This is a genomic window from Stenotrophomonas maltophilia group sp. Smal32 (genome assembly GCF_030237085.1).
GTDB lineage: Bacteria > Pseudomonadota > Gammaproteobacteria > Xanthomonadales > Xanthomonadaceae > Stenotrophomonas > Stenotrophomonas maltophilia_Q.
In genome coordinates this window covers 94,884-117,059 of the sequence record NZ_JASJSI010000001.1, presented here as the reverse complement: position 1 = coordinate 117,059, position 22,176 = coordinate 94,884, and the positions used below count along the sequence as shown (strand labels likewise).

Here is a 22,176-nt window from a genome sequence, read left to right as displayed (position 1 = left end):
AGTTATTTAAATTCGCCGCGTTTCACGGTCGCGGGCAAAACGAAAAGTTGTTCGCCAATTTCCACATCACGTATGACGGTGCAGGCCGGGTGGATTTACACACGCTCGCCGATGACGGGAATTTTTTCGCCAAAGGGGGCGAGCGGGTTCAGCGGCATGTCGGTAATTCAGGGCTTTCGGGACTAAGATCCCGGGGTGGGGGGTTGTAGACCCGAGCCCATGCGCGGCACCCACCGCAGCCGAGCAGGGGGAGGGCTCTACAGGGAGCTCAGGGTTCGTAGCTGTAGCCCATGCCGTACACCGAACGGATCGGCTCGCCTTCCATGCCGGCGTCGGCCAGCTTGCGGCGCAGGTTGCGCACATGGCTGTCGACGGTGCGGTCGACCACCACGCGATGGTCCAGGTACAGCCGGTCGAGCAGTTCATCGCGCGCCCAGATCCGGCCTGGCGTGGCCAGCAGCGTGCGCAGCAGGCGGTATTCCACCGGAGTCAGGTCCAGGCCCTTGCCGTTCCAGGTGGCGCGTGCGGCCGGCTCGTCGATGTGCAGGCCGCCGTTGGCACGCGCACCGGGGTCTGGGCGGTAGCGGCGCAGCACCGCCACTACCCGAGCGACCACTTCGCGCGGACTGAACGGCTTGCAGATGTAGTCGTCGGCACCGATCTCCAGGCCCAGCAGGCGGTCGATCTCTTCCACCCGTGCGGTGACCATGATCACCGGCACATCGCTGCTGGCGCGCAGTTCGCGGCACAGGTCCACGCCGTCGCGCTGCGGCAGCATCAGGTCCAGCAGCACCAGGTCGGGCTGGTAGCGCGCGAACGCGTCGATCACCTGGCCACCGTCGTCCACCCACTCGCTGGCCATGCCGGCAGCGGCCAGGTAGTCGCGCAGTACCGAGGCCAGGCGTGGCTCGTCCTCGACGATCAGGATCTTCGCGCACATGGCGGGCGACGTGCTCATGCAGGCTCCGGCAGGGTGATGACCACGCGCAGCCCGCCCAGTGGCGAGGGCTCGGCGTGGATGACGCCGTGGTGGGCGAGGATGATGTTGTGGCTGATGGCCAGGCCCAGCCCGCTGCCACCACTGGCGCGGTTGCGCGAACTTTCCACGCGGTAGAAGCGTTCGAACAGCAGCGCGCACTTGTCGGCAGGCACGCCCGGCGCGGTGTCTTCCACGATCAGCTGCACGCCGGCAGGCACGTGCGCTGCCTGCACGAGTACGCGGCCACCGGCGTGGGTGTAGCGCAGTGCATTCTCCAGCAGGTTGGCCAGCACCTGCTGCAGGCGCCGTTCGTCACCGGACACCTGCAACGGCGTGGCGGGCAGATCTTCTTCCAGCGCCAGGCCTGCATTGGCGAAGCGCACGCGCATGCCGTTGAGTTCGCTGCGCAGCAGCGCCGCCAGGTCCAGTGGCGCGAAACGGTACGCCAGGCCGCCGGACTGGGTCATCGACAGGTCGTGCAGGTCGTCGATCAGCTTGCCCAGCTGGCGGATCTCGCCCTGCAGGCCCACCAGGTTGGCGCGGTCCAGCGGACGGATGCCATCTTCGATCGCCTCCAGCTCGGCGCGGACCACCGCCAGTGGCGTGCGCAGTTCGTGCGAGATGTCGGCGATGAAGGCGCGGCGGTTGCGCTCGGTATCGTCCAGCGCCTGCGCCATCCGGTTGAAGTCGTTGACCAGTGCGTCCAGCTCATCGTCGCTGGTTCGCTCGATGCGGGTGCCGTAGTCACCGGCGGCCAACCGGTGGGTGGCCGCGGCCAGCTTGGCCAGGCGCTGGCGCAGCGCGCGCGACACCAGCCAGGCCAGCAGCACCGTCACCAGCAGCAGCGAAATGCCGATCACCCACCAGGCGCGCACCTGGGTGTTGTAGAAATTCAGGTCGTTGGTGGCGATGACGGTCTGGAACGGCACCATGCCCAGCCAACCGACGGTCTGCCCGTCCACCTGCACCGCATGCGGCTCGTCATCGCTGGTGGCGTCGGGGTTGCCGGCCACGAAGTGGTGCCGTGCATCGAACAGGCCCAGACGCGACGGCACGCCGGTCTGGTCGGACAGCGGCGGCACCGGTCCTTCGTGCCCATGGGCCAGGTCCGGGCGCAGCAGCCGCGCCCAGCGGTCGCCATCACCGTGCAGATGTCCCCAGCCACCGTGCTCACGGTACTCGCGCTGCAGGTGGGGCATCAGCCGCTGCATGCGCAGGTCGCCCTGGTCGTTGAGGTAGTCCAGGAAGCCGGTCTGGAAGGCCACGCGGCTGGCAATACCGTTCACTGCCAGCACCAGCAGGCAGGCGGTGAAGATCGCGAGGAAGGTCTTCGCGGTCAGGCCGAATTTGAGTCGAATCTTCGCCATCGCGGAGGCCATTAGCGGCGCATGCGGCGCCGAAAGCAAGCGCCAGCTGAGCCGGTCGCACAATCTCCATATTCTCTGCACAGTTCCACGGCAGCGTGCACGGGTCTACGCAAGGCCCCTACGCCCCCCATGTCCCTCCTGCGCCCGCTGTCCCGTTCCCCGCGTCCCCTGCTGCTGCCCCTGCTGCTGGCCCTGGCGGCCTGTTCGGCGGGCAGGACTGAAGCACCGGCCATGCCCGAAGTGGGCGTCATCACGGCCAGCGCGCGGCCGCTGGCACTACAGCAGACCCTGCCCGGCCGCGCCGTGCCGTTCGAGATCTCCGAGGTGCGGCCGCAGATCGGCGGCCTGATCCGCCAGCGGTTGTTCACCGAAGGCCAACAGGTCAAGGCAGGGCAGCTGCTGTACCAGGTCGATCCGGCGCCATACCAGGCGGCCTTCGATACCGCCCGCGGCCAGCTGGCGCAGGCCGAGGCCACCGTGCTGTCGGCCCAGCCGAAGGCCGAGCGCACCCGCGCGCTGGTGAACATGGATGCGGCCAGCAAGCAGGATGCCGACGACGCCACCTCGGCGCTGAAGCAGGCGCAGGCCAATGTGATTGCTGCGCGCGCTGCATTGCAGGCCGCCCGCATCAACCTCGACTACACCCGGGTGACCGCGCCCATCGACGGTCGCATCGGCACCTCCAGCGTGACCGCGGGTGCGCTGGTCGCGGCCGGGCAGGACGCCGCGCTGACCACCATCCAGCGGCTGGACCCGGTGTACCTGGATGTCACCCAGTCCAGCACGCAGATGCTGGCGCTGCGCAAGCAGCTCGATGCCGGCCTGGTGAAGGCCATCGATGGCAAGGCACAGGTGAAGGTGCTGCTGGAGGACGGCAGCACCTATGCGCATGAGGGCACCCTGGAGTTCGTCGGCAGCGCGGTGGATCCGGGCACCGGCAATGTGGTGCTGCGTGCGGTCATCCCGAACCCGGACGGCCTGCTGCTGCCCGGCATGTACCTGAAGGCGGTGCTGCCGATGGCCACCGACGCGCGCGCGCTGCTGGTGCCGCAGAAGGCAGTGGTGCGCAACGAGCGCGGCGAGCCGTTGCTGCGCCTGCTCGATGCCCGGGACCACGTGGTCGAGCGCCGCGTCAGCACCGGCCAGGTGGTCGGCAACCAGTGGCAGATCACCGACGGCCTCAAAGCCGGCGAACGGGTGATCGTCAGCAACGGCAGTGCGGTATCACTGGGCCAGCAGGTGAAGGCGGTGGCGGCCACGACGGCGCAGCTGGCAGCGATGCCGGCGGTCGACCCGAACGGCAACACCGACGAAAAGTCGCACTGAGGCCTGCCGCGCATGGTTCGTTTCTTCATCGACCGGCCGATCTTCGCCTGGGTGATCGCCATTGCGGTCAGCCTGCTCGGCCTGCTCGCGATCCTGATCCTGCCGGTGGACCGCTATCCGCAGATCGCCCCGCCCACCATCACCATCCGCGCCACCTACACCGGCGCCTCGTCGCAGACCGTGGAAAACGCGGTCACCCAGGTCATCGAGCAGTCCCAGCAGAGCCTGGACCACCTGATGTACATGACCTCCACCAGCGCCTCCGACGGCTCGGCGCAGGTCAACCTGGTGTTCGCCACCGGCACCAACCCGGACACCGCGCAGGTGCAGGTGCAGAACCAGCTGCAGGCCGCCATGGCCACGCTGCCGCAGGCGGTGCAGCAGAACGGCCTGACCATCACCAAGTCCAGTGGTTCGATCTTCGAGGTGCTGTCGTTCACCAGCGAAGACGGCAGCATGGACAACTTCGATGTCGCCAACTTCATGGAAGCGCGCATCGATGACCAGATCAGCCGCGTCAGTGGTGTCGGCAACATCCAGCCGATCGGCCAGGAGTACGCCATGCGCATCTGGCTGGACCCGGAGAAGATGCGCCAGTACGCGTTGATGCCGTCGGACATCGAGACCGCGCTGCAGGCACAGAACACCGACGTCTCGGCCGGTGAACTCGGCGGCCAGCCGGCGCTGAAGGGCCAGCAGCTCGACGCCACGGTGACCGCGCGCAGCCGCCTGCACACGCCCGAGCAGTTCGCGCAGGTGGTGCTCAAGGCCGATGCCAACGGCAGCGTGGTGCATCTGGGCGACGTGGCGACGATCGGCCTGGGCCCGGAGAGCTACGACAGCATCAGCACCTTCAACGGCAAGCCGTCGGCCTCGCTGGGCATTGAACTCAATGCCGGTGCGAACGCGATCGCCGTGTCCAAGGCCATCGATGCGCGGCTTCAGCAGCTGCAGAAGTACTGGCCGCATGGCTACACCGCCCACGTGGCGTTCACCACCACGCCGTTCGTGACCATCTCGCTGAAGGAAGTGGTGATAACCCTGGTCGAGGCGATCATCCTGGTGGTGCTGGTGATGTACCTGTTCCTGCAGAACTGGCGCGCCACCCTGATCCCGACCATCGCGGTGCCGGTGGTGCTGCTGGGCACGTTCGGCGTGCTGGCCGCGTTCGGCTATTCGATCAACACGCTGACCATGTTCGCGCTGGTATTGGCCATCGGCCTGCTGGTGGACGATGCCATCGTGGTGGTGGAGAACGTGGAACGGGTGATGACCTTCGAAGGGCTGGCGCCGAAGCCGGCCACGCTGAAGGCGATGGGCCAGATCACCGGCGCGCTGGTCGGCATCGTGCTGGTGCTGACCGCGGTGTTCCTGCCGATGGCGTTCTTCAGTGGTGTCACCGGGGTGATCTACCGCCAGTTCTCGGTGACGATTGCTGCAGCAATGATCCTGTCGGTCCTGGTCGCGATGACCATCACCCCGGCACTGTGCGGCAGCATCCTGCACCAGATTCCCAAGGGCGGGCATCCGCACGGCGACCACGGCGGCGAGCCGAGCCTGCTGGGCAAGTTCTTCATCTGGTTCAACCACCGTTTCGAACGCACCTCCAACGGCCTGCGTCGTCGGGTGGATGGCTTCCTTGGCCGGCGCACGCTGGGCGTGGTGTTCTACCTGCTGTTGAGCGTGGTCACCGGCCTGCTGCTGTGGCACCTGCCCGGCGCGTTCCTGCCGGATGAAGACCAAGGCATGCTCAACGCGCTGGTGAAGCTGCCGGCCGGCGCCACGCTTGAACAGACCCGGGCGGTGATGGACCGCCTCAGTGCCGCCGCGGTGAAGGACGACAGCGTGCTGTCGATCCAGGCGACGGCCGGCTTCAGCGTGACCGGCAGCGGCCAGAACGTCGGGCAGGCCTTCATCCGCCTGAAGGACTGGGACGACCGCAAGGATGATGCCGATACCATCGCCGCGCGGTTGACCAAGGCCATGGCCAGCGTGCCCGATGCGCAGGTGTTCATCACCTCGCCGCCGGCCATCCTCGGCCTGGGTGATGCGGGCGGATTCACTCTGGAACTGCAGGACGAAGGCGGTGCCGGCCATGCCGCCGCCGTGGCCGCGCGCAACACCCTGCTGAAGGAAGCTGCCAAGGATCCGAAGCTGGTCAACGTGCGCTATGCCAGCCTGGAAGATGCACCGGTGTATGCGGTGAAGGTGGACGACGCCAAGGCGCAGGCGATGGGCGTGAATCCGCAGGACATCAATGACACCTTGAACGCGGCGCTGGGCGGCGACTTCGTCAACAACTTCATCTACAAGGGCCGCATCAAGAAGGTCTTCATCCAGGGCACCGCCGAAGCGCGCATGCAGCCGCAGGACATCGAGCGCTGGAGCGTGCGCAACCAGGCCGGACAGATGGTGCCGCTGTCATCGCTGGTCAGCGCGCACTGGTCCAGCGCACCGGCCGCGCTGCAACGCTACAACGGCATCTCGGCGATGGAGATCACCGGCCAGCCGGCGCCCGGCGTCAGCTCCGGTGAGGCGATGGCCGAGATCGCGCGCCTGGCCGATACGCTGCCGGAGGGCTTCAGCCACGCCTGGTCGGACATGGCCTACCAGGAACAGCTGTCGGGCAACCAGGCACCGATGCTGTACGCCATCTCGCTGCTGTTCGTGTTCCTGTGCCTGGCCGCGCTGTATGAAAGCTGGGCGGTGCCGTTCGCGGTGATGCTGGCCGTGCCTGTGGGCGTGTTCGGCGCGGTGCTGATGATGAACCTGCGTGGCCTCAACAACGACGTGTACTTCCAGGTCGGCCTGCTGACCACGATTGGCCTGGCGGCCAAGAACGGCATCCTGATCGTCGAGTTCGCGCGCATCCTCGAACAGCAGGGCAAGAGCACCCGCGAGGCGATCCTGCAGGCGGTCTACCTGCGGCTGCGGCCGATCGTGATGACCTCGCTGGCCTTCCTGATGGGCGTGCTGCCGCTGGTGTTCGCCACCGGTGCCGGTTCAGCCGCGCGCCGATCGCTGGGTACCGGCGTGGCCGGCGGCACGGTCGCCTCGATGGTGCTGGGCATGTTCTTCGTGCCGTTGTTCTACCTGCTGGTGCGCCGCCTGTTCCCGGGGCGCGCAGCGACCGAAGCCACTGCCCCGGAGGTGAGCCCATGAAGCTGATGCTGCTGCGCGCCCTGGCGGCCGCGACGATGACCACCGTGCTCGGTGGCTGCGTGAGCATGGCGCCGCATTACCAGCGACCCGGGGCACCGGTGCCGGTACAGTTCGGCAATGCGGCCACCGGCGAGGCTGATCCTGCGCTGGCGATGCCGGCATGGCGCGAGGTGTTCCTCGAACCGCGCCTGCAGCAGGTGATCGCGCTGGCGCTGCAGAACAACCGCGACCTGCGCGTGGCCGTGCTGCAGGTGGAGAAGGAACGCGCGCAGTACCGCATCCAGCGTGCGGCGCTGCTGCCGTCGGTGGATGCCAGTGGCAGCGTCACCCGCTCGCGCGTGAGCGATGCGAACAGTGAAACCGGGGCCACCCAGGTAACCGAATCCGATGCCGTGCAGGTCGGCATCAGCAGCTGGGAACTGGATCTGTTCGGACGCATCCGCAGCCTGAAGAACGAGGCCCTGCAGAACTGGTTGGCCAGTGCCGAGAACCAGCGTGCGGCGCGCACCAGCCTGGTCGCCGAAGTGGCGACGGCGTGGCTGGCGCTGGCGGCCGATGGGCAGTCGCTGGCATTCACGCAACAGACCCTGGACAGCCAGCAGCAGACCCTGCAGCGCACCGAGGCCCGCCATGCGCAGGGGCTCGCCTCGGGGCTGGATCTGTCGCAGGTACAGACCAGCGTGGAAGCCGCGCGCGGCGCGCTCGCCAAGCTGCAGACACAGCAGGCGCAGGATCGCGATGCATTGCAGCTGTTGGTGGGGTCGCCGCTGGATCCGGCACTGCTGCCGACCGTGCAGGTGCTGGAGGGCAGCGTGGCACTGGCGCCGCTGCCTGCCAATCTTCCTTCAAGCGTGCTGCTGCAGCGCCCGGATGTGCTGTCCGCTGAGCATGCGTTGCAGGCCGCCAACGCCGATGTCGGTGCCGCGCGCGCTGCATTCTTCCCGACGCTGACATTGACTGCCAACTACGGCCACAGCTCCACCGCGTTGTCGACGCTGTTCTCGGCCGGCACCCGTGGCTGGTCGTTCGCGCCCAGCATCACCGCGCCGATCTTCCATGCCGGCGCACTGAAGGCATCGCTGGATGCCTCGAAGATCGGCAAGGACATCGGCATCGCGCAGTACGAGAAGGTGATCCAGCAGGCCTTCAGCGAAGTGGCCGATGCGCTGGCCACGCGTGACCACCTGACCGCGCAGATGGACGCGCAGCGCGCGCTGGTGGCCGCCAGCCAGCGCAGCTACACGCTGGCCGATGCACGTTACCGCACCGGGCTGGATGGCTACCTGCAGTCGCTGGATGCACAGCGCAGCCTGTATGCCGCGCAGCAGGACCTGATCTCGCTGCAGCAGCAGGAAGCGGGCAACCGGGTGACGTTGTTCAAGGTATTGGGCGGCGGCGCGGACGCACGGTAGCGCGTTCGTTCCGGTAGCTGCCGACCTTGGTCGGCACGGAGGCCTTCATCCACGCATGGCGTGGATCTACCAGGGCGGGAGGCAGTAGATCCACGCCATGCGTGGATGAATCCCCGCCAATGCACGGTAGCGCCGGGCCATGCCCGGCGAGCGCAGCGGCGCGTTACGCCACGCGGCCGCGGCGCGCCCGCTCCAGGTGCACCAGCAGCAGCGAGATCGCCGCCGGGGTCATGCCGGGAATCCGCTGCGCCTGGCCGATGGTCTGCGGGCGCACGCGCTCCAGTTTCTGCAGCGCTTCGGCCGACAGCCCGCGCACGGTCGCGTAGTCGAACGCCTCGGCGATCGGCGTGGCCTCATGCCGCTGCTGGCGCTCGATTTCCTCGCGCTGGCGATCCAGGTAGCCGGCGTACTTCACGCCGATCTCCACCTGCTCGGCCACCTTGCCGTCGGCCACGGCTGGGCCCAGAGACGGCACCTGCATCAGCTGCGCGTAATCCAGCTCGGGGCGCTTGATCAGGTCCAGCACGTTGGTTTCGCGGCTGACCGCCACGCCCAGCGTGTCCTGCACTTCACGGCCCAGCGCATTGGCCGGGGTCGCCCACAGTGCGCCCAGTCGCGCGCGCTCGGCGGCAACCGCAGCCTGCTTGGTTTCGAACGCGCTCCAGCGGCGGTCATCCACCAGGCCCATCTCGCGGCCGGCCGGGGTCAGGCGCTGGTCGGCGTTGTCCTCGCGCAGCTGCAGGCGGTACTCGGCGCGGCTGGTGAACATGCGGTACGGCTCGTTGGTGCCGTGGGTGATCAGGTCATCCACCAGCACGCCCAGGTACGCCTCGTCGCGGCGCGGGCACCAGCCGTCCAGCCCGCGCACCTGGCGTGCGGCGTTGAGGCCGGCCAGCAGGCCCTGCGCGGCGGCTTCTTCATAGCCGGTGGTGCCGTTGATCTGGCCGGCGAAGAACAGGCCGTTGACCAGCTTGGTTTCCAGCGAGGCCTTCAGCCCGCGCGGGTCGAAGAAGTCGTACTCGATCGCATAGCCGGGGCGGGTGATGTGCGCGTTCCCGAAACCGCGGATGCTGCGCACCATCTCCAGCTGCACGTCGAACGGCAGCGAGGTGGAAATGCCGTTGGGGTAGATCTCGACGATGCCCAGGCCTTCGGGTTCGACGAAGATCTGGTGGCTGGCCTTCTCGGCGAAGCGCACCACCTTGTCTTCGATGGACGGGCAGTAGCGCGGGCCGATGCCCTCGATCTGGCCGCTGTACAGCGGCGAGCGGTGCAGCGCGTCGCGGATGATCTGGTGGGTCTGCTCGGTGGTATGGGTGATCCAGCAGCTGACCTGCTGCGGATGCTCGTCCACCGAGCCGAGGAAGGACATCACCGGCCGCGGCGAATCGCCTGGCTGCTCGTCCATCACGCTGTAGTCCAGCGAGCGGCCATCGATGCGCGGCGGCGTGCCGGTCTTCAGGCGGTCCACCTGGAACGGACGCTCGCGCAGGCGCGCGGCCAGCGTGGTGGCCGGCGGGTCGCCCATGCGGCCGGCGGCGTACTGGGTCGGGCCGACGTGGATCTTGCCGGCCAGGAAGGTGCCGGCGGTCAGCACCACGGCCCCGGCGTCAAAACGCAGGCCGGTCTGGGTGATGACGCCGCGCACGGCGTCGCCCTCGATCACCAGGTCATCGACCGCGGCCTGGAACACCGTCAGGTTGGCCTGGCCTTCGACTATGGCACGGATCGCCATGCGGTACAGGTTGCGGTCGGCCTGGCAGCGGGTGGCACGCACGGCCGGGCCCTTCGACGCGTTGAGCGTGCGCCACTGGATGCCGGCACGGTCGGCGGCATGCGCCATCGCCCCGCCCAGGGCGTCGATTTCCTTGACCAGATGGCCCTTGCCGATGCCGCCGATGGCCGGGTTGCAGCTCATCGCGCCCACGGTTTCGATGTTGTGGGTCAGCAGCAGGGTGCGCACGCCGGTGCGGGCTGCGGCCAGCGCGGCTTCGGTGCCGGCGTGGCCACCGCCGATGACGATGACGTCGTAACGATGGAAGGACGGGTTCATGGGGGCTGTTCAGCTTGGGGCAGGCGCGGCCCGGGGGGGCGCCGGGGTGGCGATTTTAGCGCCATTCGGGGCCCGGACGCCGGCGCCGGCCCGTTGGCGGCGAAATCGGCCCTAAAGTTGGCAGGATTTTTGCAGATAACCCAATAGCACCCATCGTGGCTGGCGCCGAAGGCGCCCGTGACCGGAATTGGAACAGGGGCCGGTACAGGCGCACGATGGGGGAGCAGAGGGCCGGCAGTCGGGGGACTGTCCGGCCCTGTTTTTTTTGGGGCTGTAGGGAGAGCTTCATCCACGCATGGCGTGGATCTACTGAAACCGGGCCTGCGCGAATGGCGCTTGGACTGTCCCCAAAACAAACGGCCCCGCAATGCGGGGCCGTCTGCCTTCAGAGGTGCCGACATCCGACAGGGCCGGAACAGGGGGGATCCAGATGTTCCTGTCGGATATCGACGTAGAGCTTTTTGCGGCGGCCCGTGTCGTTTTTGTCACTTTGTGACGCGGGCCGTCACTGTCCGCGTAGATTGCGGCTTAGACCGTGTGAAATGCAAGACGGTTCAGCGCTCAACTGTGCGCTGCGTCGCACGATCCATGTTGCGCCAGGGGGAACCATTCATCCTCGGCGCACTCGGTGCCGGGGCCGGACGGGCCTGCGGCGCGGGCGCCGGCGGCTGCATGTTCGACTGCGGCGGGCGGCGCATCGAATCCATGTTCCGCCACGGGGAACCGCCGTTGTACGACGGCCGCGGCGGCGGCGGCGGCCGGTTCTCGCCACCGTTGCCGGGCGGGCGCGGCGGCGGGCGGTGGTTGTGCGGCGGACGGTAGATCGGGCGCGAGTAGTACGGGTTGCCATAGCCGCCGTAATAGCCGCCATAGCCACCGTAGTACGGGTAGCCGTAGTTGTAGGGATAGCCGGCCGGGTAGCGGTACTCCACCGACGGCGCGCCGTGGTAGTAGCCGCCACCGCGGCCACCGCCTACATAGTCGTAGGTGGTGCAGCCAGTCAGGCCCAGCAACAGGCCACCGGCAAGCAACAGGCGCATTTTCATGGTGGGTCCCCCCAGAGGACGGGTGTGCAGCCAGCTTCGTGCGCGGGCATTGAATCGGCCCTTAATTCGGCTGGCCAGGATGAATGGAGGCGTAGGCCCGCATGCTGGCATGACCTGTGCCCCGGTCGCCAGCGCAGGGGCATACGTTAATCTTGCGTCATGAGCGATTCACTGTTCCCCCGCGCCGATGACCTCCTGCTTGCTGCTGCGAGGATCGCCTCGCATGCCAGCGTGACCCCGGTGCTGCGCTCGCGCACGCTCGATGCAATGACCGGCGCACAGTTGGCGTTCAAGGCCGAGCACCTGCAGCGCGGCGGCGCATTCAAGTTCCGCGGTGCCTGCAATGCCGTGTGGTCGCTCGATGCTGATCGCGCCAGTGCTGGCGTGGTGACCCATTCCTCCGGCAACCACGGTGCCGCGCTGGCCCTGGCCGCACGCACCCGCGGCATCCCCTGCCATGTGGTGGTGCCGGAAGGGGCGGTGGCCGCCAAGCTGGCCAACATCGCCCGCCACGGCGCCACGCTCTGGCGCTGCCCGCCGACCATCGCCGACCGCGAGGCCACCTGTGCCAGGGTGCAGGCCGATACCGGCGCGACCCTGGTGCATCCGTATACGGACCCGGCGGTGATGGCCGGGCAGGGCACTGCGGCCCTGGAACTGCTGCACAGCGACGGCCCGTTCGATGTGCTGGTGGTGCCGGTGGGCGGCGGTGGCCTGGCCAGCGGTACCGCGCTGGCCCTGCAGCACGCCAGTCCGCACACGCGGCTGATTCTGGCCGAGCCGGCCGGTGCCGATGACACCGCGCGCTCGCTGGCCACCGGCGAGCGCCATGGCGCGTTTACCCCGGACACCATCTGCGATGGCCTGCGTACCCTGATCGGCGCGCCCAATTTCGAGTTGCTGCGCGCCGCGGGTGCCGAGGTGATCGTGGTCGATGACGCCGCGACGCTGGTGGCGATGCGCCTGCTGTGGGAGGTGCTCAAGCAGGTGGTGGAACCCTCTTCGGCCACCGTGCTGGCTGCGGTGCTGGCGCAGCCGCAGCGCTTCGCCGGCCTGCGCGTGGGCCTGGTGCTGTCCGGCGGCAACGTCGACCTGCCAGCCCTGCGCTGGGAGGCGGCGTGAGCCGCGGGCGGCACCGCGAACGCACCGGCCTGCTGGGCTGGTTGTGGCGGCTGTTCGTGCTGCTGGTGATCTGGCTGCTGGGCGTGACCGCCTGGATCGTCTGGATCGGTGAACGCGACCAGGCCGCCAAGGCCGACGCCATCATCGTGCTGGGTGCCGCGGCCTATGACGCCAAGCCGTCACCGGTGTTCGAGGAGCGCATCCGCCACGGGCTGGACCTGTATGAAGCACGCTACGCGCCGCTGCTGATCTTCACCGGTGGCTATGGTGGCACCGGCGCGCGCTTCTCCGAATCGCAGGTGGCGCGGCGCTACGCGCTGAAGCATGGCGTGCCGGATGACGCGATCCTGATCGAGACCGCGTCGCGCAATACCGTGCAGAACCTGGTGGAAGCCAAACGCTTGATGGACCAGCGCAACCTGCACCGGGTGATCATTGTCAGCGACCCGCTGCACATGGCGCGCGCGCTGCGCCTGAGCAAGGCGCTGGGCATCGATGCGCTGGCCTCGTCCACACCCAGCACGCGCTTCCGCAGCTTCCATACCAGCTGGCGCTTCCTGGTGCAGGAAATCTACTTCTTCCACCGCGACCTGGTGCGCCCGCCGCTGAGTTCGCCGGCCAATACCTGAGCGGTGGCCGCCTGCTTTGGGTGGCTGCCGACCTTGGTCGGCACAACCTGCCAGATCGCGATGCCGCCGGCACTACCAGGCAGTCAGGTCTGCTTGCGCCGGATCGGAATTGCCGACACCGGCACCGAGGCCACGTCATGCCCGCCTTCGCGGATCGGCGCACCGGGGTCCGGTGCCCAGGCGTGGGCGTAGATCACTTCCCAGCTGCTGGGCAGCTTGCCGTCGGCGCCACGCATCGGTTCGTACGCGGCCGCGGCGGCAGCGAAACGTCCGCGCCCGGTCAGGGTATGGCGGCGGTCTACCCGCGCATTGGTCGCGCCCATCGCGCGCAGCTCGCGCATCAGCGATGGCAGGTCGTCGTAGGTCAGGGTGAACAGATCGCGGTCCAGCACCGGGTCGCGGAAGCCAGCCATCATCAGTGCATCGCCGAACTGCGCGATCTGCGCGAAGCGGCTCACGTGCGGGCGGTCGTCGGCGGCGGCGAAGGCTTCGTTGAGTTCGATCAGCGTTTCCGGGCCGAACGTCGAGCACAGCAGCAGGCCACCCGGCTTGAGCACGCGGCGGAACCCGGCGAACACCGCCGGCAGGTCATCCACCCATTGCAGGCACAGGTTGCTGAAGATCACGTCCACGCTGTTGTCGGCCAGCGGCAGCGCACTGGCATCGCCGCACAGGCGCTGGAACGGCTTCCACCAGCCGGCCTGGCGCTTGGCCTGGTCCAGCATCGGCAGCGCCACGTCCAGCGCGATCACCTGCGCCTTCGGCCAGCGCTTCTTCATCAGCGCGCTGGCATGGCCGGTGCCGGAACCAATGTCCAGCACCACCTCGGGCTTGCGTGCCTCCAGGTAGTCCAGCGATTCGATCAGCCGCGACTGCACCTCGCGCTGCAGGGCGGCGGCAGCGTCGTAACTGGTGGCGGCACGCGCGAATGCGCGACGGACATGGCGGGCATCGAAGTGGGACGGCATTGCGAAAGTCTCTTAGAACGTACCGGGGTAGGCGCCGCCGTCGATCAGCAGGTTCTGCCCGGTGAGGTAACCGGCCTGTGCACTGCACAGGAAGGCGCAGGCGGCGCCGAACTCGTCCGGCGTGCCGAAGCGGCCGGCGGGAATCTGCTGGCGGCGGCGCTCGGCCACTTCCGCGGCGTCGCCGTCCTTGCCCGCACTGTGGGCGAAGTTGGCGCGCAGGCGATCGGTGTCGAACTGGCCGGGCAGCAGGTTGTTGATCGTGACGTTGTGGGCCACGGTGCGGCGCGACAGGCCGGCGACGAAACCGGTCAGGCCGCTGCGCGCGCCGTTGGACAGTGCCAGGATGTCGATCGGTGCCTTCACCGCCGACGAGGTGATGTTGACGATGCGGCCGAAGCCGCGCTCGATCATTGCATCCACGGTGGCGCGAATCAGCGCGATCGGCGCCAGCATGTTGGCATCCAGTGCGGCAATCCAGTCGTCGCGCTCGAAGGTGCGGAAATCACCCGGCGGTGGGCCACCGGCGTTGTTGACCAGGATGTCCACCTGCGGGCAGGCGGCCAGCGCCGCCGTACGGCCGGCCTCGGTGGTGACGTCGGCGGCGACGGCGCGTACCTCACCAGCACCGGGCAGTGCACGCAGTTCGTCGGCGGCGACCTGCAGTGCAGCCTCGCCACGCGCTACGACCACCACGTTCACGCCCTCACGCACCAGCGCGCGCGCGCAGCCCAGGCCCAACCCCTTGCTTGCGCCGCAGACCAGTGCCCAGCGACCAGTGATACCCAGATCCATGCGTCAGTCCTGCGGAATTCGGTAGGCGCTCATTGTCCGCCATCGGCCGGTGACAGGCGGGCAACGAAGTGTTGCAGGGCGGCGGCCACCTCATCGGCATGGCCGAGGAAGGGCGCATGGCCGCCGTGGGCGACGGTCAGTGACTGCGCGCCCGGGGTCAGCGCCGCAGCGGCCTGCATGGCGACCGGTGACACGAGGCGGTCGCGCTGGCCGGCGATCCACAGGCTGGGTTTGCCCAGCGTTGGCAGTGCACCGCGCAGGTCGGTGCTTTCGAGCAGGCGCAGGCCTTCCAGCAGGGCGCGTTCAGTGGGGGCACCGCGCTCGACCAGGCGCTGGCGCAGCGTGCGCAGCTCCTCGCGGGCGTGCGCCGAGCCCATCACGTCCAGCGCCAGGAAGCGCTCCAGGGTACCGCCGAAATCGTTGGCCAGCTCGCGCCCGAACTGCTCGAACACTGCCGGTTCCACCGCGTGCGGCCAATCCTCGCCACGCACGAAACGCGGCGTGGCGGCGATCATTGCCAGGCCGCGTACCTTCGGCAGCGTTGCCGCCGCGTGCAACGCAAACAGGCCGCCCAGCGACCAGCCGCACCACACCGCCGGTGGCGTGGCCGCAGCAATGGCGCTGACCACGAACGGCAGGCGCAGCGGCGTGGTGTCCTCGCGGCTGTGCCCATGGCCGGGCAGGTCGACCAGATGCAGGGTGAACTGGTCCGCCAGCCGCTGTACCAGCGGCGCGAACACGCCGCCCTGCAGGGCCCAACCGTGGATCAACACCAGGTCCGGCCCACGGCCGGTGACTTCAATATGCATGGGCAACGAAGCGGAACTCAGGCAAAAGCGGGCAGCGGCGGCGGGGCGGCTTCGCGTACGGCCAGGTCGAGGCGATCCCGCGCGTTGGCGATGGCCTCGACCAGGCCCCGCACCTGTTCCGGCGCATGCAGTGCGGACAGCGTAACGCGCAGGCGCGCCTTGCCTTCCGGCACCGTCGGCGGGCGGATCGCGCCGACCAGCCAGCCGGCCTGTTCCAGCGCCTTGGACATCGCCATGGCGCTGTGGTCATCGCCGCACAGCAGCGGCTGGATCGGCGTTTCCGAGGCCATCAGGTCCAGCCCGTGGCGGCGTGCTTCGCTGCGGAACAGCGCGATCAGGTCGGCCAGCTTGGAACGGCGCCAGTTGTCCCGGCGCGCCAGGCGCACCGCCTCGAGTGCAGCGGCGGCCATCGCCGGTGGCACGGCGGTGGTGTAGATGTACGGGCGCGCGGTTTCGGCCAGGTGCTCGATCAGATCGTCGCGGCCCAGCACCAGCGCACCGGAACCGCCCAAGGCCTTGCCCAGCGTTACCAGCTGCAGCGGTACGTCGTCCACGCCCAGGCCGGCGGCAGCAACGGCGCCACGGCCATCACCCACCACGCCCACGCCATGCGCGTCATCGACGTAGAACAACGCCTGCTGCAGGCGCGCGACCAGCGACAACGCACGCAGCGGCGCGATGTCGCCATCCATGCTGAAGACACCGTCGGTGGCGAGCATCGCCGCGCCGTCGGGCGCGTGCTTGAGCTGGCGCATCGCGCCTTCCGCATCCAGGTGCGGGTAGCGGCGCAGGCGCGCACCGGCCAGCCGCGTCGCATCGAGCAGGCTGGCGTGGTTGAGCTTGTCCTGCACGCATACGTCGTTCTCTTCGCTCAGCAGCGCCTGCTGCACCGCCAGGTTGGCGGCGAAGCCACTGCCGAACAGCAATGCACGCGGGTAACCCAGCCATTCGGCCACTTCGCGTTCGAGGGCGTCGTGCATCGCGTGGTGGCCGCAGACCAGGTGCGAGGCACCGGCACCGGCACCTTCGCGCGCAGCGGCGTCCTGCAGCGCATTGACCACGCTGAACTGCTGCGCCAGGCCCAGATAATCGTTGCTGCAGAAGCCGGTCAGCCACTGGCCGTCCACCTCAAGGCGCACGCCATCGCGACGGGTGACCGTACGTCGCGGGCGGCGACGGCCTTGGACATCGCGCAGAGCGCGCTGGGCGTGGAGGCGGGCGGTCAGGTCGGGGCGGGCCATGGTGGCTGAATGCGTCGACGGGGCGGCTAGGGTAGCGCGTTGCCGCGGCGCCTGCTTGCGGCCCGTCTCAGGCGGCGTGAGCGCAGCCGCAGCCGGGTGCATCGGCGCTGATATCGGCGTGCACGGTGCCGCCGTGGTCGTGGCCTTCGGCATCCACCTGCACCGCCATCGGCTGCAGCCCGAGCCGGGCGAACAGGGCCAGGTCGCGTTCGCTTTCCGGGTTGCCGGTGGTCAGCAGCTTGTCGCCGTAGAAGATGGAGTTGGCGCCGGCCAGGAAACACAGCGCCTGCAGTTCGTCACTCATCGCCTCGCGCCCGGCCGACAGCCGCACCATCGAGCGCGGCATGGCGATGCGCGCCACCGCGATCATGCGCACGAACTCGAATGGGTCCAGTTCGGCGCTGCCATGCAGCGGCGTACCCGCCACCTGCACCAGCTTGTTGATCGGCACCGAATCCGGATGCGCCGGCAGCGTGGCCAGCGCCAGCAGCAGGCCGACGCGCTGCGCGCGCGTCTCGCCCATGCCGACGATGCCGCCGCAGCAGGTCTTCAGGCCGGCATCGCGCACGTGTTCCAGCGTATCCAGGCGGTCCTGGTACTGGCGCGTGTGGATGATCGAATCGTAGTAGTCCGGCGCGGTGTCGATGTTGTGGTTGTAGTAGTCCAGGCCGGCGTCCTTCAGCGCACGCGCCTGCTCGCCGCTGAGCATGCCCAGCGTGGCGCAGGTCTCCAGACCCAGTGCCTTCACCCCGGCGATCATCGCCGCGACCTTCGGAATGTCTCGATCCTTCGGCGAACGCCATGCGGCACCCATGCAGAAGCGCGATGCACCGGCGGCCTTGGCCTGGCGTGCCTTGGCCAGCACCGCGTCGGTCTCCATCAGCTTCTGCGCGTTCACCCCGGTGCTGTAGCGCTGCGCCTGCGGGCAGTACGCGCAGTCTTCCGGGCAGCCGCCGGTCTTCACCGACAGCAGCGTGGACACCTGCACCTGCGAAGGGTCGAAGTGCTCGCGATGGACCGCTGCGGCGCGAAACAGCAGCTCGGGGAACGGCAGATCGAACAGCGCCTGCAGTTCGTCGTGTTGCCAGTCGTGGCGGATGGCAGCAGCCATGGCGGGACCTTGGGTACGAATGGAGCGAGGGCGGCAGTGTGGGTGGGTTGATGAATGCTGTCAACCGCGATGATGTTATTGTGGTTTACGGGTGGCCACTCCCATCAAGCTTGGCGGAAACGCCGCATTTCACCGCATCCTGCAAGGGCTTCGGCCAAAGTGGCCGCTGCCCAACGGAAGTGCTGGCGCGCAGACTCTTTCCCATGACCGATCTCCATCGTCTCCGCGGCCGCATCAGCGCGCTGGTCCTCAGCGAGGCCTGGCGCCGCCGCGCCGCGCTCTGGGGCGGTGCCGTGGCCGTGGCGCTGGTGGCGATCCTGTTCGCCAAGGCCAGCGATGCGGCCTTCCATCTGTTCCAGCGCATCACCTCGCACTCGCCGTGGTGGGCCCTGCTGCTCACGCCGGGCATCTTCGCGCTGCTGGCCTGGCTGACCTCCGGCGTGCTGAAACCCACGCGGGGCAGCGGCATTCCGCAGGTCATCGCTGCGTTGGACAAGCCCGATGAGCCATTCCGGAAGACCAATCTTTCGCCTGCGGTCTCAGCCGGCAAGCTGCTGCTGACCTCGTTGTCGCTGCTCGGTGGCGCGTCCGTTGGCCGCGAGGGCCCGACCGTGCACGTGGGTGCCAGCCTGATGTACCTGTTCGGCCGCTGGTTCGGCTTCAAGGATCCCCGCGAGCTCTCGCACTTCCTGTTGGCCGGTGGCGCTGCCGGTATTGCGGCGGCGTTCAACACGCCGCTGGCCGGCATCGTCTTCGCCATCGAGGAGCTCAGCGGCCGTTTCGAACATCGCTTCTCCGGCACCTTGTTGACCGCGGTGATCGTCGGTGGTGTGGTATCGCTCGGTCTGTTGGGCAACTACACCTATTTCGGCCATGTGAGTGCGCGTCTGCCGCTGGGCCAGGGCTGGCTGGCAATCCTGCTGTGCGGCGTGGTGGCGGGCCTGCTGGGAGGCCTGTTCGCGCGTGCGGTGCTGGCCAGTGCGGCGGGCCGCCCGCGCTGGCTCGGGCAACTGCGGCAGCGGCATCCGGTGCTGTTGGCCGCAGGCTGTGGTCTGGTGGTGGTACTGCTCGCCCTGGTCTTCGGCGAAGGCGCGTTCGGCACCGGCTACGAGCAGGCGCGCAGCCTGGTGCAGGGCCAGGCGGTGGTCGGCCACGAGTTCGGGTTGATGAAGCTGCTGGCCAATCTGGCCTCGTATGTGGCGGGCATTCCCGGCGGCCTGTTCTCGCCCGCGCTGGCGGTCGGCGCGGGACTCGGCCACAACCTGGCAGTGCTGATGCCGGGCGTGGACCCGCGTGCCTTTGTGCTGCTGGGCATGTGTGCCTACCTGACCGGCGTTACCCAGGCCCCCCTGACGTCGGCGGTGATCTCGCTGGAGCTGACCGACAGTGGCGACCTGCTGTTGCCGATCCTGGCGACGGTGCTGATCGCCCGTGGTGTGTCCGGGCTGGTGTGCAGGGTACCGATCTATCGCGGGTTGGCGGAGCTGTTGATGGTGCCGAAAGCGGTTGGAGATGTAGCTGCTGCGGATCCTCCTGCGCGATTGTGAAGCGGCGAAAGGCATGTGATCGTCGGCCATGCAACGCAATGACGAATACCTCTGGGTCGCGCCGATAGACAGCGATCATTGCTTCAATCAACGCGATCAATCAGCCCTCCATCTTCACTCCAGCGGTGAAGCTGATTCCGCGTTGCACCGTCTACCCGATGCCACGTGCGACGCAGAAGATGCGTCCACGCCGGGGCTGCACCCGGACCTGCATCGAGAGCGCGACCATGATCAACTGCCGTATCCGCAGCCTGGCGGCTGCCGTCCTGGCCCTGGCCAGTTCCCCCGCGCTGGCGTTGGCGGGCACCCCATTGCTGCCCAGCGAGCGCAGCATCGGCACCCTCGAACCGGTGGCGCGTTTCGAAGGCGCCATGCCCACCAGCGTGGCGGTATCTGAAACCGGGCGCATCTTCGTCAACTTCCCGCGCTGGGGCGATGAGGTGGCCTACAGCGTGGCCGAATGGCGCGACGGCCGCGCCGTGCCCTATCCGGATGCGCGCATCAACCGCAAGGACGATCCCGACCCGGCAGCACACTTCATCAGCGTGCAGAGCGTGGTGGCCGATGGCCAGGGCCGGCTTTGGGTACTGGACACCGCCGCACCGAGCTTTTCAGCGCCGCAGGCCGGCGGCGCCAAGCTGGTGGCGATCGACCTTGCCACCGACAGCGTGGCCAGGACACTGGTGTTCCCGGCCGACGTCATCGATGCGCGCACCTACGTCAACGATGTGCGCTTCGACTTCCGGGTCGGCCGCGAGGGCGTGGCCTACGTGACCGATTCGTCGCTGAGCGGTATCGGCGGCATCATCGTGATCGACCTCGCCACTGGCGCCGCGTCCAAGCGCCTGGTCGGCCACGTGTCCACCTCGGCCGATCCCGCCTTCGTGCCGATCGTGGAAGGGCAGCAGATGCGACTGCGTAACACCGATGGTTCGTCGGCGTCCTTCACCGTGGCCGCCGATGGCATCGCCCTGTCGCCCGATGGCGGCACCCTGTTCTATACGCCCTTGTCCAGCCGCCATCTGTACAGCGTGCCCACCGCCTTGTTGCGCGACTCCACGGTGAATGAGGCGACGCTGGCGGCAGCCGTGGTCGACCTCGGCGACAAGGGAGCGTCCGACGGCATGGAAATGGATGCCAACGGCCGGCTGTATACCAGCGACTACGAGCACAATGCCATCCATGCCCGCGACGCGCAGGGGCGGTGGACGACGGTGGTGCACGACCCGCGCATCCTGTGGCCGGATACGCTGTCGATGGGGCCGGACGGCTATCTGTATTTCACCGCCAACCAGCTGCATCGACAGGCCGGCTTCAATGGCGGCGTGGATCGCCGGCAGAAGCCCTACATGGTGTATCGCACGCGTGTGGATGCCGCACCTGCGCCGACGCGGTGAAGTGCCCCGTAAACGGGTAAGGATGCCTACGGGTTGAAGGGGGTGCGCCTGATGGCCCCGGGGCCGCGGCGCGATCACGCTGTAGCGCATGCCGGCCCTGTCCACGCCCACTCGTCTTCTGCAGGCAGCGCTTCGCGTGCTGCTGCCACTGCGCTGCCTGGTCTGTGGCGAGCCGGGCCACGATGAACTTGACCTGTGCAGCGCCTGCCTGGCCCATCTGCCCTGGGCCGGTCGTGCCTGCCTGCGCTGTGCACTGCCGTTGCCGGACAACGCCCTGATCGTCTGCGGTACATGCCGCGACGAGGTACCGCCGCAGGCCGCCACGCATGCCAGCCTGCTGTACCTTCCTGTGCGCCGCCAAAATGATTGGCAGGGAAAAAATCGCAATGTCTGGCGTTCCGTACGCAACCGCTGCCTGTTAGCCTGACCTGTGATTCGCCACGGTGTCATTGGCTTCAGATGGCTCGGGCTTCGGTGGCAAATGCTCGACGGATCGGAATCACTCAGACATGTATCGCGATCGGACCCGTCGCCACGATCCTGCAGACAGAGTGATGTACCCTGAGAATAAATAGGTGACACATGAGACCGACCATCTTGGCACTGGACCTTGAGGGCACCCTCATTTCCAATGCGATCAGCCAGATACCAAGGCCTGGACTCTACCGGTTCCTTGAGGAGATCCATGCGCGGTTTGACCGTCTGGTGATGTTCACGACGGTCCCAGAGCAACGTTTTCGTAGCATCGCTACGCTACTAGTCAGGGAGGGTTGCGCGCCCGAGTGGTTCGCAGATCTGGAATACATCATCTGGTCCGGTCAAACCAAGGACTTGCGACTTGCCTCGCCGACTCTGGGCGATACCCTTTTGCTCGACGACTACGGCCCCTACGTTCACTCTGGCCAGGAACATCTCTGGATTCAGGTTCCTCTATTCGGATATCCATATCCTGAAGGCGATGACGGCCTCCATAGTGCGCTCCGAAGCCTACTGGAAGTCGTTGAGCATGGTCGTTGCACCGATCAGGCTGTGCGCAGACCGCAGCAGATCTAACTTGGCATAACTGGGTAGGCTAATGCGTCGGGCCAGGCGGAAGCGGTACTCAGAGCATGCGCTGAGTCACAACGGGTGAGCACTTCCGAGCCAGGAGACATGTTTGGGTCGTCGCCAAAAATGGGTATCCATCTCCTATCCACAGACGACGCGGCAATGTTC

General features: G+C 67.8%; 18 protein-coding genes and 1 pseudogene. 10 read left to right on the top strand and 9 right to left on the bottom strand.

The window, feature by feature from the left end:
• Positions 1 to 209: hypothetical protein (locus QRO91_RS00480; protein ID WP_285310185.1), on the top strand; the 209-nt coding region annotated here is incomplete at its 5' end.
• A gap of 59 nt (positions 210 to 268) precedes the next feature.
• On the opposite strand, the gene QRO91_RS00475 is transcribed toward QRO91_RS00480, so the two are convergent.
• A complete protein-coding gene (locus QRO91_RS00475) occupies positions 269 to 958 on the bottom strand; it encodes a response regulator (protein ID WP_049428943.1) in 690 nt (229 codons plus the stop codon).
• Positions 955 to 2,358: a sensor histidine kinase efflux regulator BaeS gene (gene baeS / locus QRO91_RS00470; protein ID WP_285310184.1), complete on the bottom strand. Its 1,404-nt coding sequence runs from the start codon at positions 2,356 to 2,358 to the stop codon at positions 955 to 957. Before baeS ends, QRO91_RS00475 begins: the two co-directional genes overlap by 4 nt.
• A 117-nt stretch (positions 2,359 to 2,475) precedes the next feature.
• On the opposite strand from baeS, the gene smeA reads away from it, so the two are divergent.
• From smeA to smeC, 3 genes are read left to right on the top strand one after another with little or no spacing between them, the layout of a single operon-like run.
• Positions 2,476 to 3,672, top strand: coding sequence for a multidrug efflux RND transporter periplasmic adaptor subunit SmeA (gene smeA, locus QRO91_RS00465; RefSeq protein ID WP_197650769.1), 1,197 nt, complete (start codon positions 2,476 to 2,478; stop codon positions 3,670 to 3,672).
• 12 nt (positions 3,673 to 3,684) lie between these two features.
• Entirely contained in the window at positions 3,685 to 6,834 is a 3,150-nt protein-coding gene (smeB, locus tag QRO91_RS00460; RefSeq protein ID WP_197650770.1) for a multidrug efflux RND transporter permease subunit SmeB, read from the top strand.
• Entirely contained in the window at positions 6,831 to 8,246 is a 1,416-nt protein-coding gene (smeC, locus tag QRO91_RS00455; protein ID WP_197650771.1) for a multidrug efflux transporter outer membrane subunit SmeC, read from the top strand. The genes smeB and smeC overlap by 4 nt, the downstream gene beginning before the upstream one ends.
• Before the next feature lie 163 nt (positions 8,247 to 8,409).
• Here smeC and mnmG read toward each other — a convergent pair whose 3' ends face one another.
• Together mnmG and QRO91_RS00445 are read right to left on the bottom strand one after the other, a co-directional pair.
• Positions 8,410 to 10,299: a tRNA uridine-5-carboxymethylaminomethyl(34) synthesis enzyme MnmG gene (gene mnmG / locus QRO91_RS00450; protein WP_197650772.1), complete on the bottom strand. Its 1,890-nt coding sequence runs from the start codon at positions 10,297 to 10,299 to the stop codon at positions 8,410 to 8,412.
• A 554-nt stretch (positions 10,300 to 10,853) separates the two neighbouring features.
• Positions 10,854 to 11,345: a hypothetical protein gene (locus QRO91_RS00445; protein ID WP_100443712.1), complete on the bottom strand. Its 492-nt coding sequence runs from the start codon at positions 11,343 to 11,345 to the stop codon at positions 10,854 to 10,856.
• 159 nt (positions 11,346 to 11,504) lie between these two features.
• Here QRO91_RS00445 and QRO91_RS00440 point away from each other — a divergent pair, with 159 nt between their 5' ends.
• Together QRO91_RS00440 and QRO91_RS00435 are read left to right on the top strand one after the other, a co-directional pair.
• A complete protein-coding gene (locus tag QRO91_RS00440; RefSeq protein ID WP_285310183.1) occupies positions 11,505 to 12,467 on the top strand; it encodes a pyridoxal-phosphate dependent enzyme in 963 nt (320 codons plus the stop codon).
• Positions 12,452 to 13,096, top strand: coding sequence for a YdcF family protein (locus tag QRO91_RS00435; protein ID WP_049432036.1), 645 nt, complete (start codon positions 12,452 to 12,454; stop codon positions 13,094 to 13,096). Before QRO91_RS00440 ends, QRO91_RS00435 begins: the two co-directional genes overlap by 16 nt.
• An 83-nt stretch (positions 13,097 to 13,179) precedes the next feature.
• Here the strand turns inward: QRO91_RS00435 and bioC are convergent, their stop codons facing one another.
• The 5 genes from bioC to bioB form a co-directional block, all read right to left on the bottom strand.
• Positions 13,180 to 14,064: a malonyl-ACP O-methyltransferase BioC gene (gene bioC, locus QRO91_RS00430; RefSeq protein ID WP_197650775.1), complete on the bottom strand. Its 885-nt coding sequence runs from the start codon at positions 14,062 to 14,064 to the stop codon at positions 13,180 to 13,182.
• A 12-nt stretch (positions 14,065 to 14,076) separates the two neighbouring features.
• On the bottom strand, positions 14,077 to 14,856 hold the full coding sequence (locus QRO91_RS00425) for an SDR family oxidoreductase (RefSeq protein ID WP_049431869.1): 780 nt from the start codon (positions 14,854 to 14,856) through the stop codon (positions 14,077 to 14,079).
• A 29-nt stretch (positions 14,857 to 14,885) separates the two neighbouring features.
• Positions 14,886 to 15,665, bottom strand: a complete 780-nt coding sequence (gene bioH, locus QRO91_RS00420; RefSeq protein ID WP_197650776.1) for a pimeloyl-ACP methyl ester esterase BioH — start codon at positions 15,663 to 15,665, stop codon at positions 14,886 to 14,888.
• 17 nt (positions 15,666 to 15,682) lie between these two features.
• Positions 15,683 to 16,906: an 8-amino-7-oxononanoate synthase gene (gene bioF / locus QRO91_RS00415; protein WP_049431871.1), complete on the bottom strand. Its 1,224-nt coding sequence runs from the start codon at positions 16,904 to 16,906 to the stop codon at positions 15,683 to 15,685.
• A gap of 67 nt (positions 16,907 to 16,973) precedes the next feature.
• Positions 16,974 to 18,017 (bottom strand): biotin synthase BioB, encoded by a 1,044-nt coding sequence (gene bioB, locus QRO91_RS00410; protein WP_049431874.1) that lies wholly within the window; start codon positions 18,015 to 18,017, stop codon positions 16,974 to 16,976.
• 203 nt (positions 18,018 to 18,220) lie between these two features.
• Between bioB and QRO91_RS00405 the strand changes: the two genes are divergently transcribed.
• From QRO91_RS00405 to QRO91_RS00390, 4 genes and pseudogenes are all read left to right on the top strand, one after another.
• Positions 18,221 to 19,564 carry a chloride channel protein gene (locus tag QRO91_RS00405; protein WP_197619439.1) on the top strand — a complete coding sequence of 448 codons (1,344 nt, stop codon included), beginning with the start codon at positions 18,221 to 18,223 and terminating at the stop codon, positions 19,562 to 19,564.
• Between the two features lie 227 nt (positions 19,565 to 19,791).
• Entirely contained in the window at positions 19,792 to 20,961 is a 1,170-nt protein-coding gene (locus QRO91_RS00400; RefSeq protein ID WP_197632375.1) for an L-dopachrome tautomerase-related protein, read from the top strand.
• Positions 20,962 to 21,049: 88 nt separating this feature from the next.
• Positions 21,050 to 21,310: pseudogene (locus QRO91_RS00395) on the top strand (double zinc ribbon domain-containing protein); the annotation flags it as partial.
• A 233-nt stretch (positions 21,311 to 21,543) separates the two neighbouring features.
• Positions 21,544 to 22,014, top strand: a complete 471-nt coding sequence (locus QRO91_RS00390; RefSeq protein ID WP_197650777.1) for an NIF family HAD-type phosphatase — start codon at positions 21,544 to 21,546, stop codon at positions 22,012 to 22,014.
• Positions 22,015 to 22,176 lie beyond the last annotated feature (162 nt).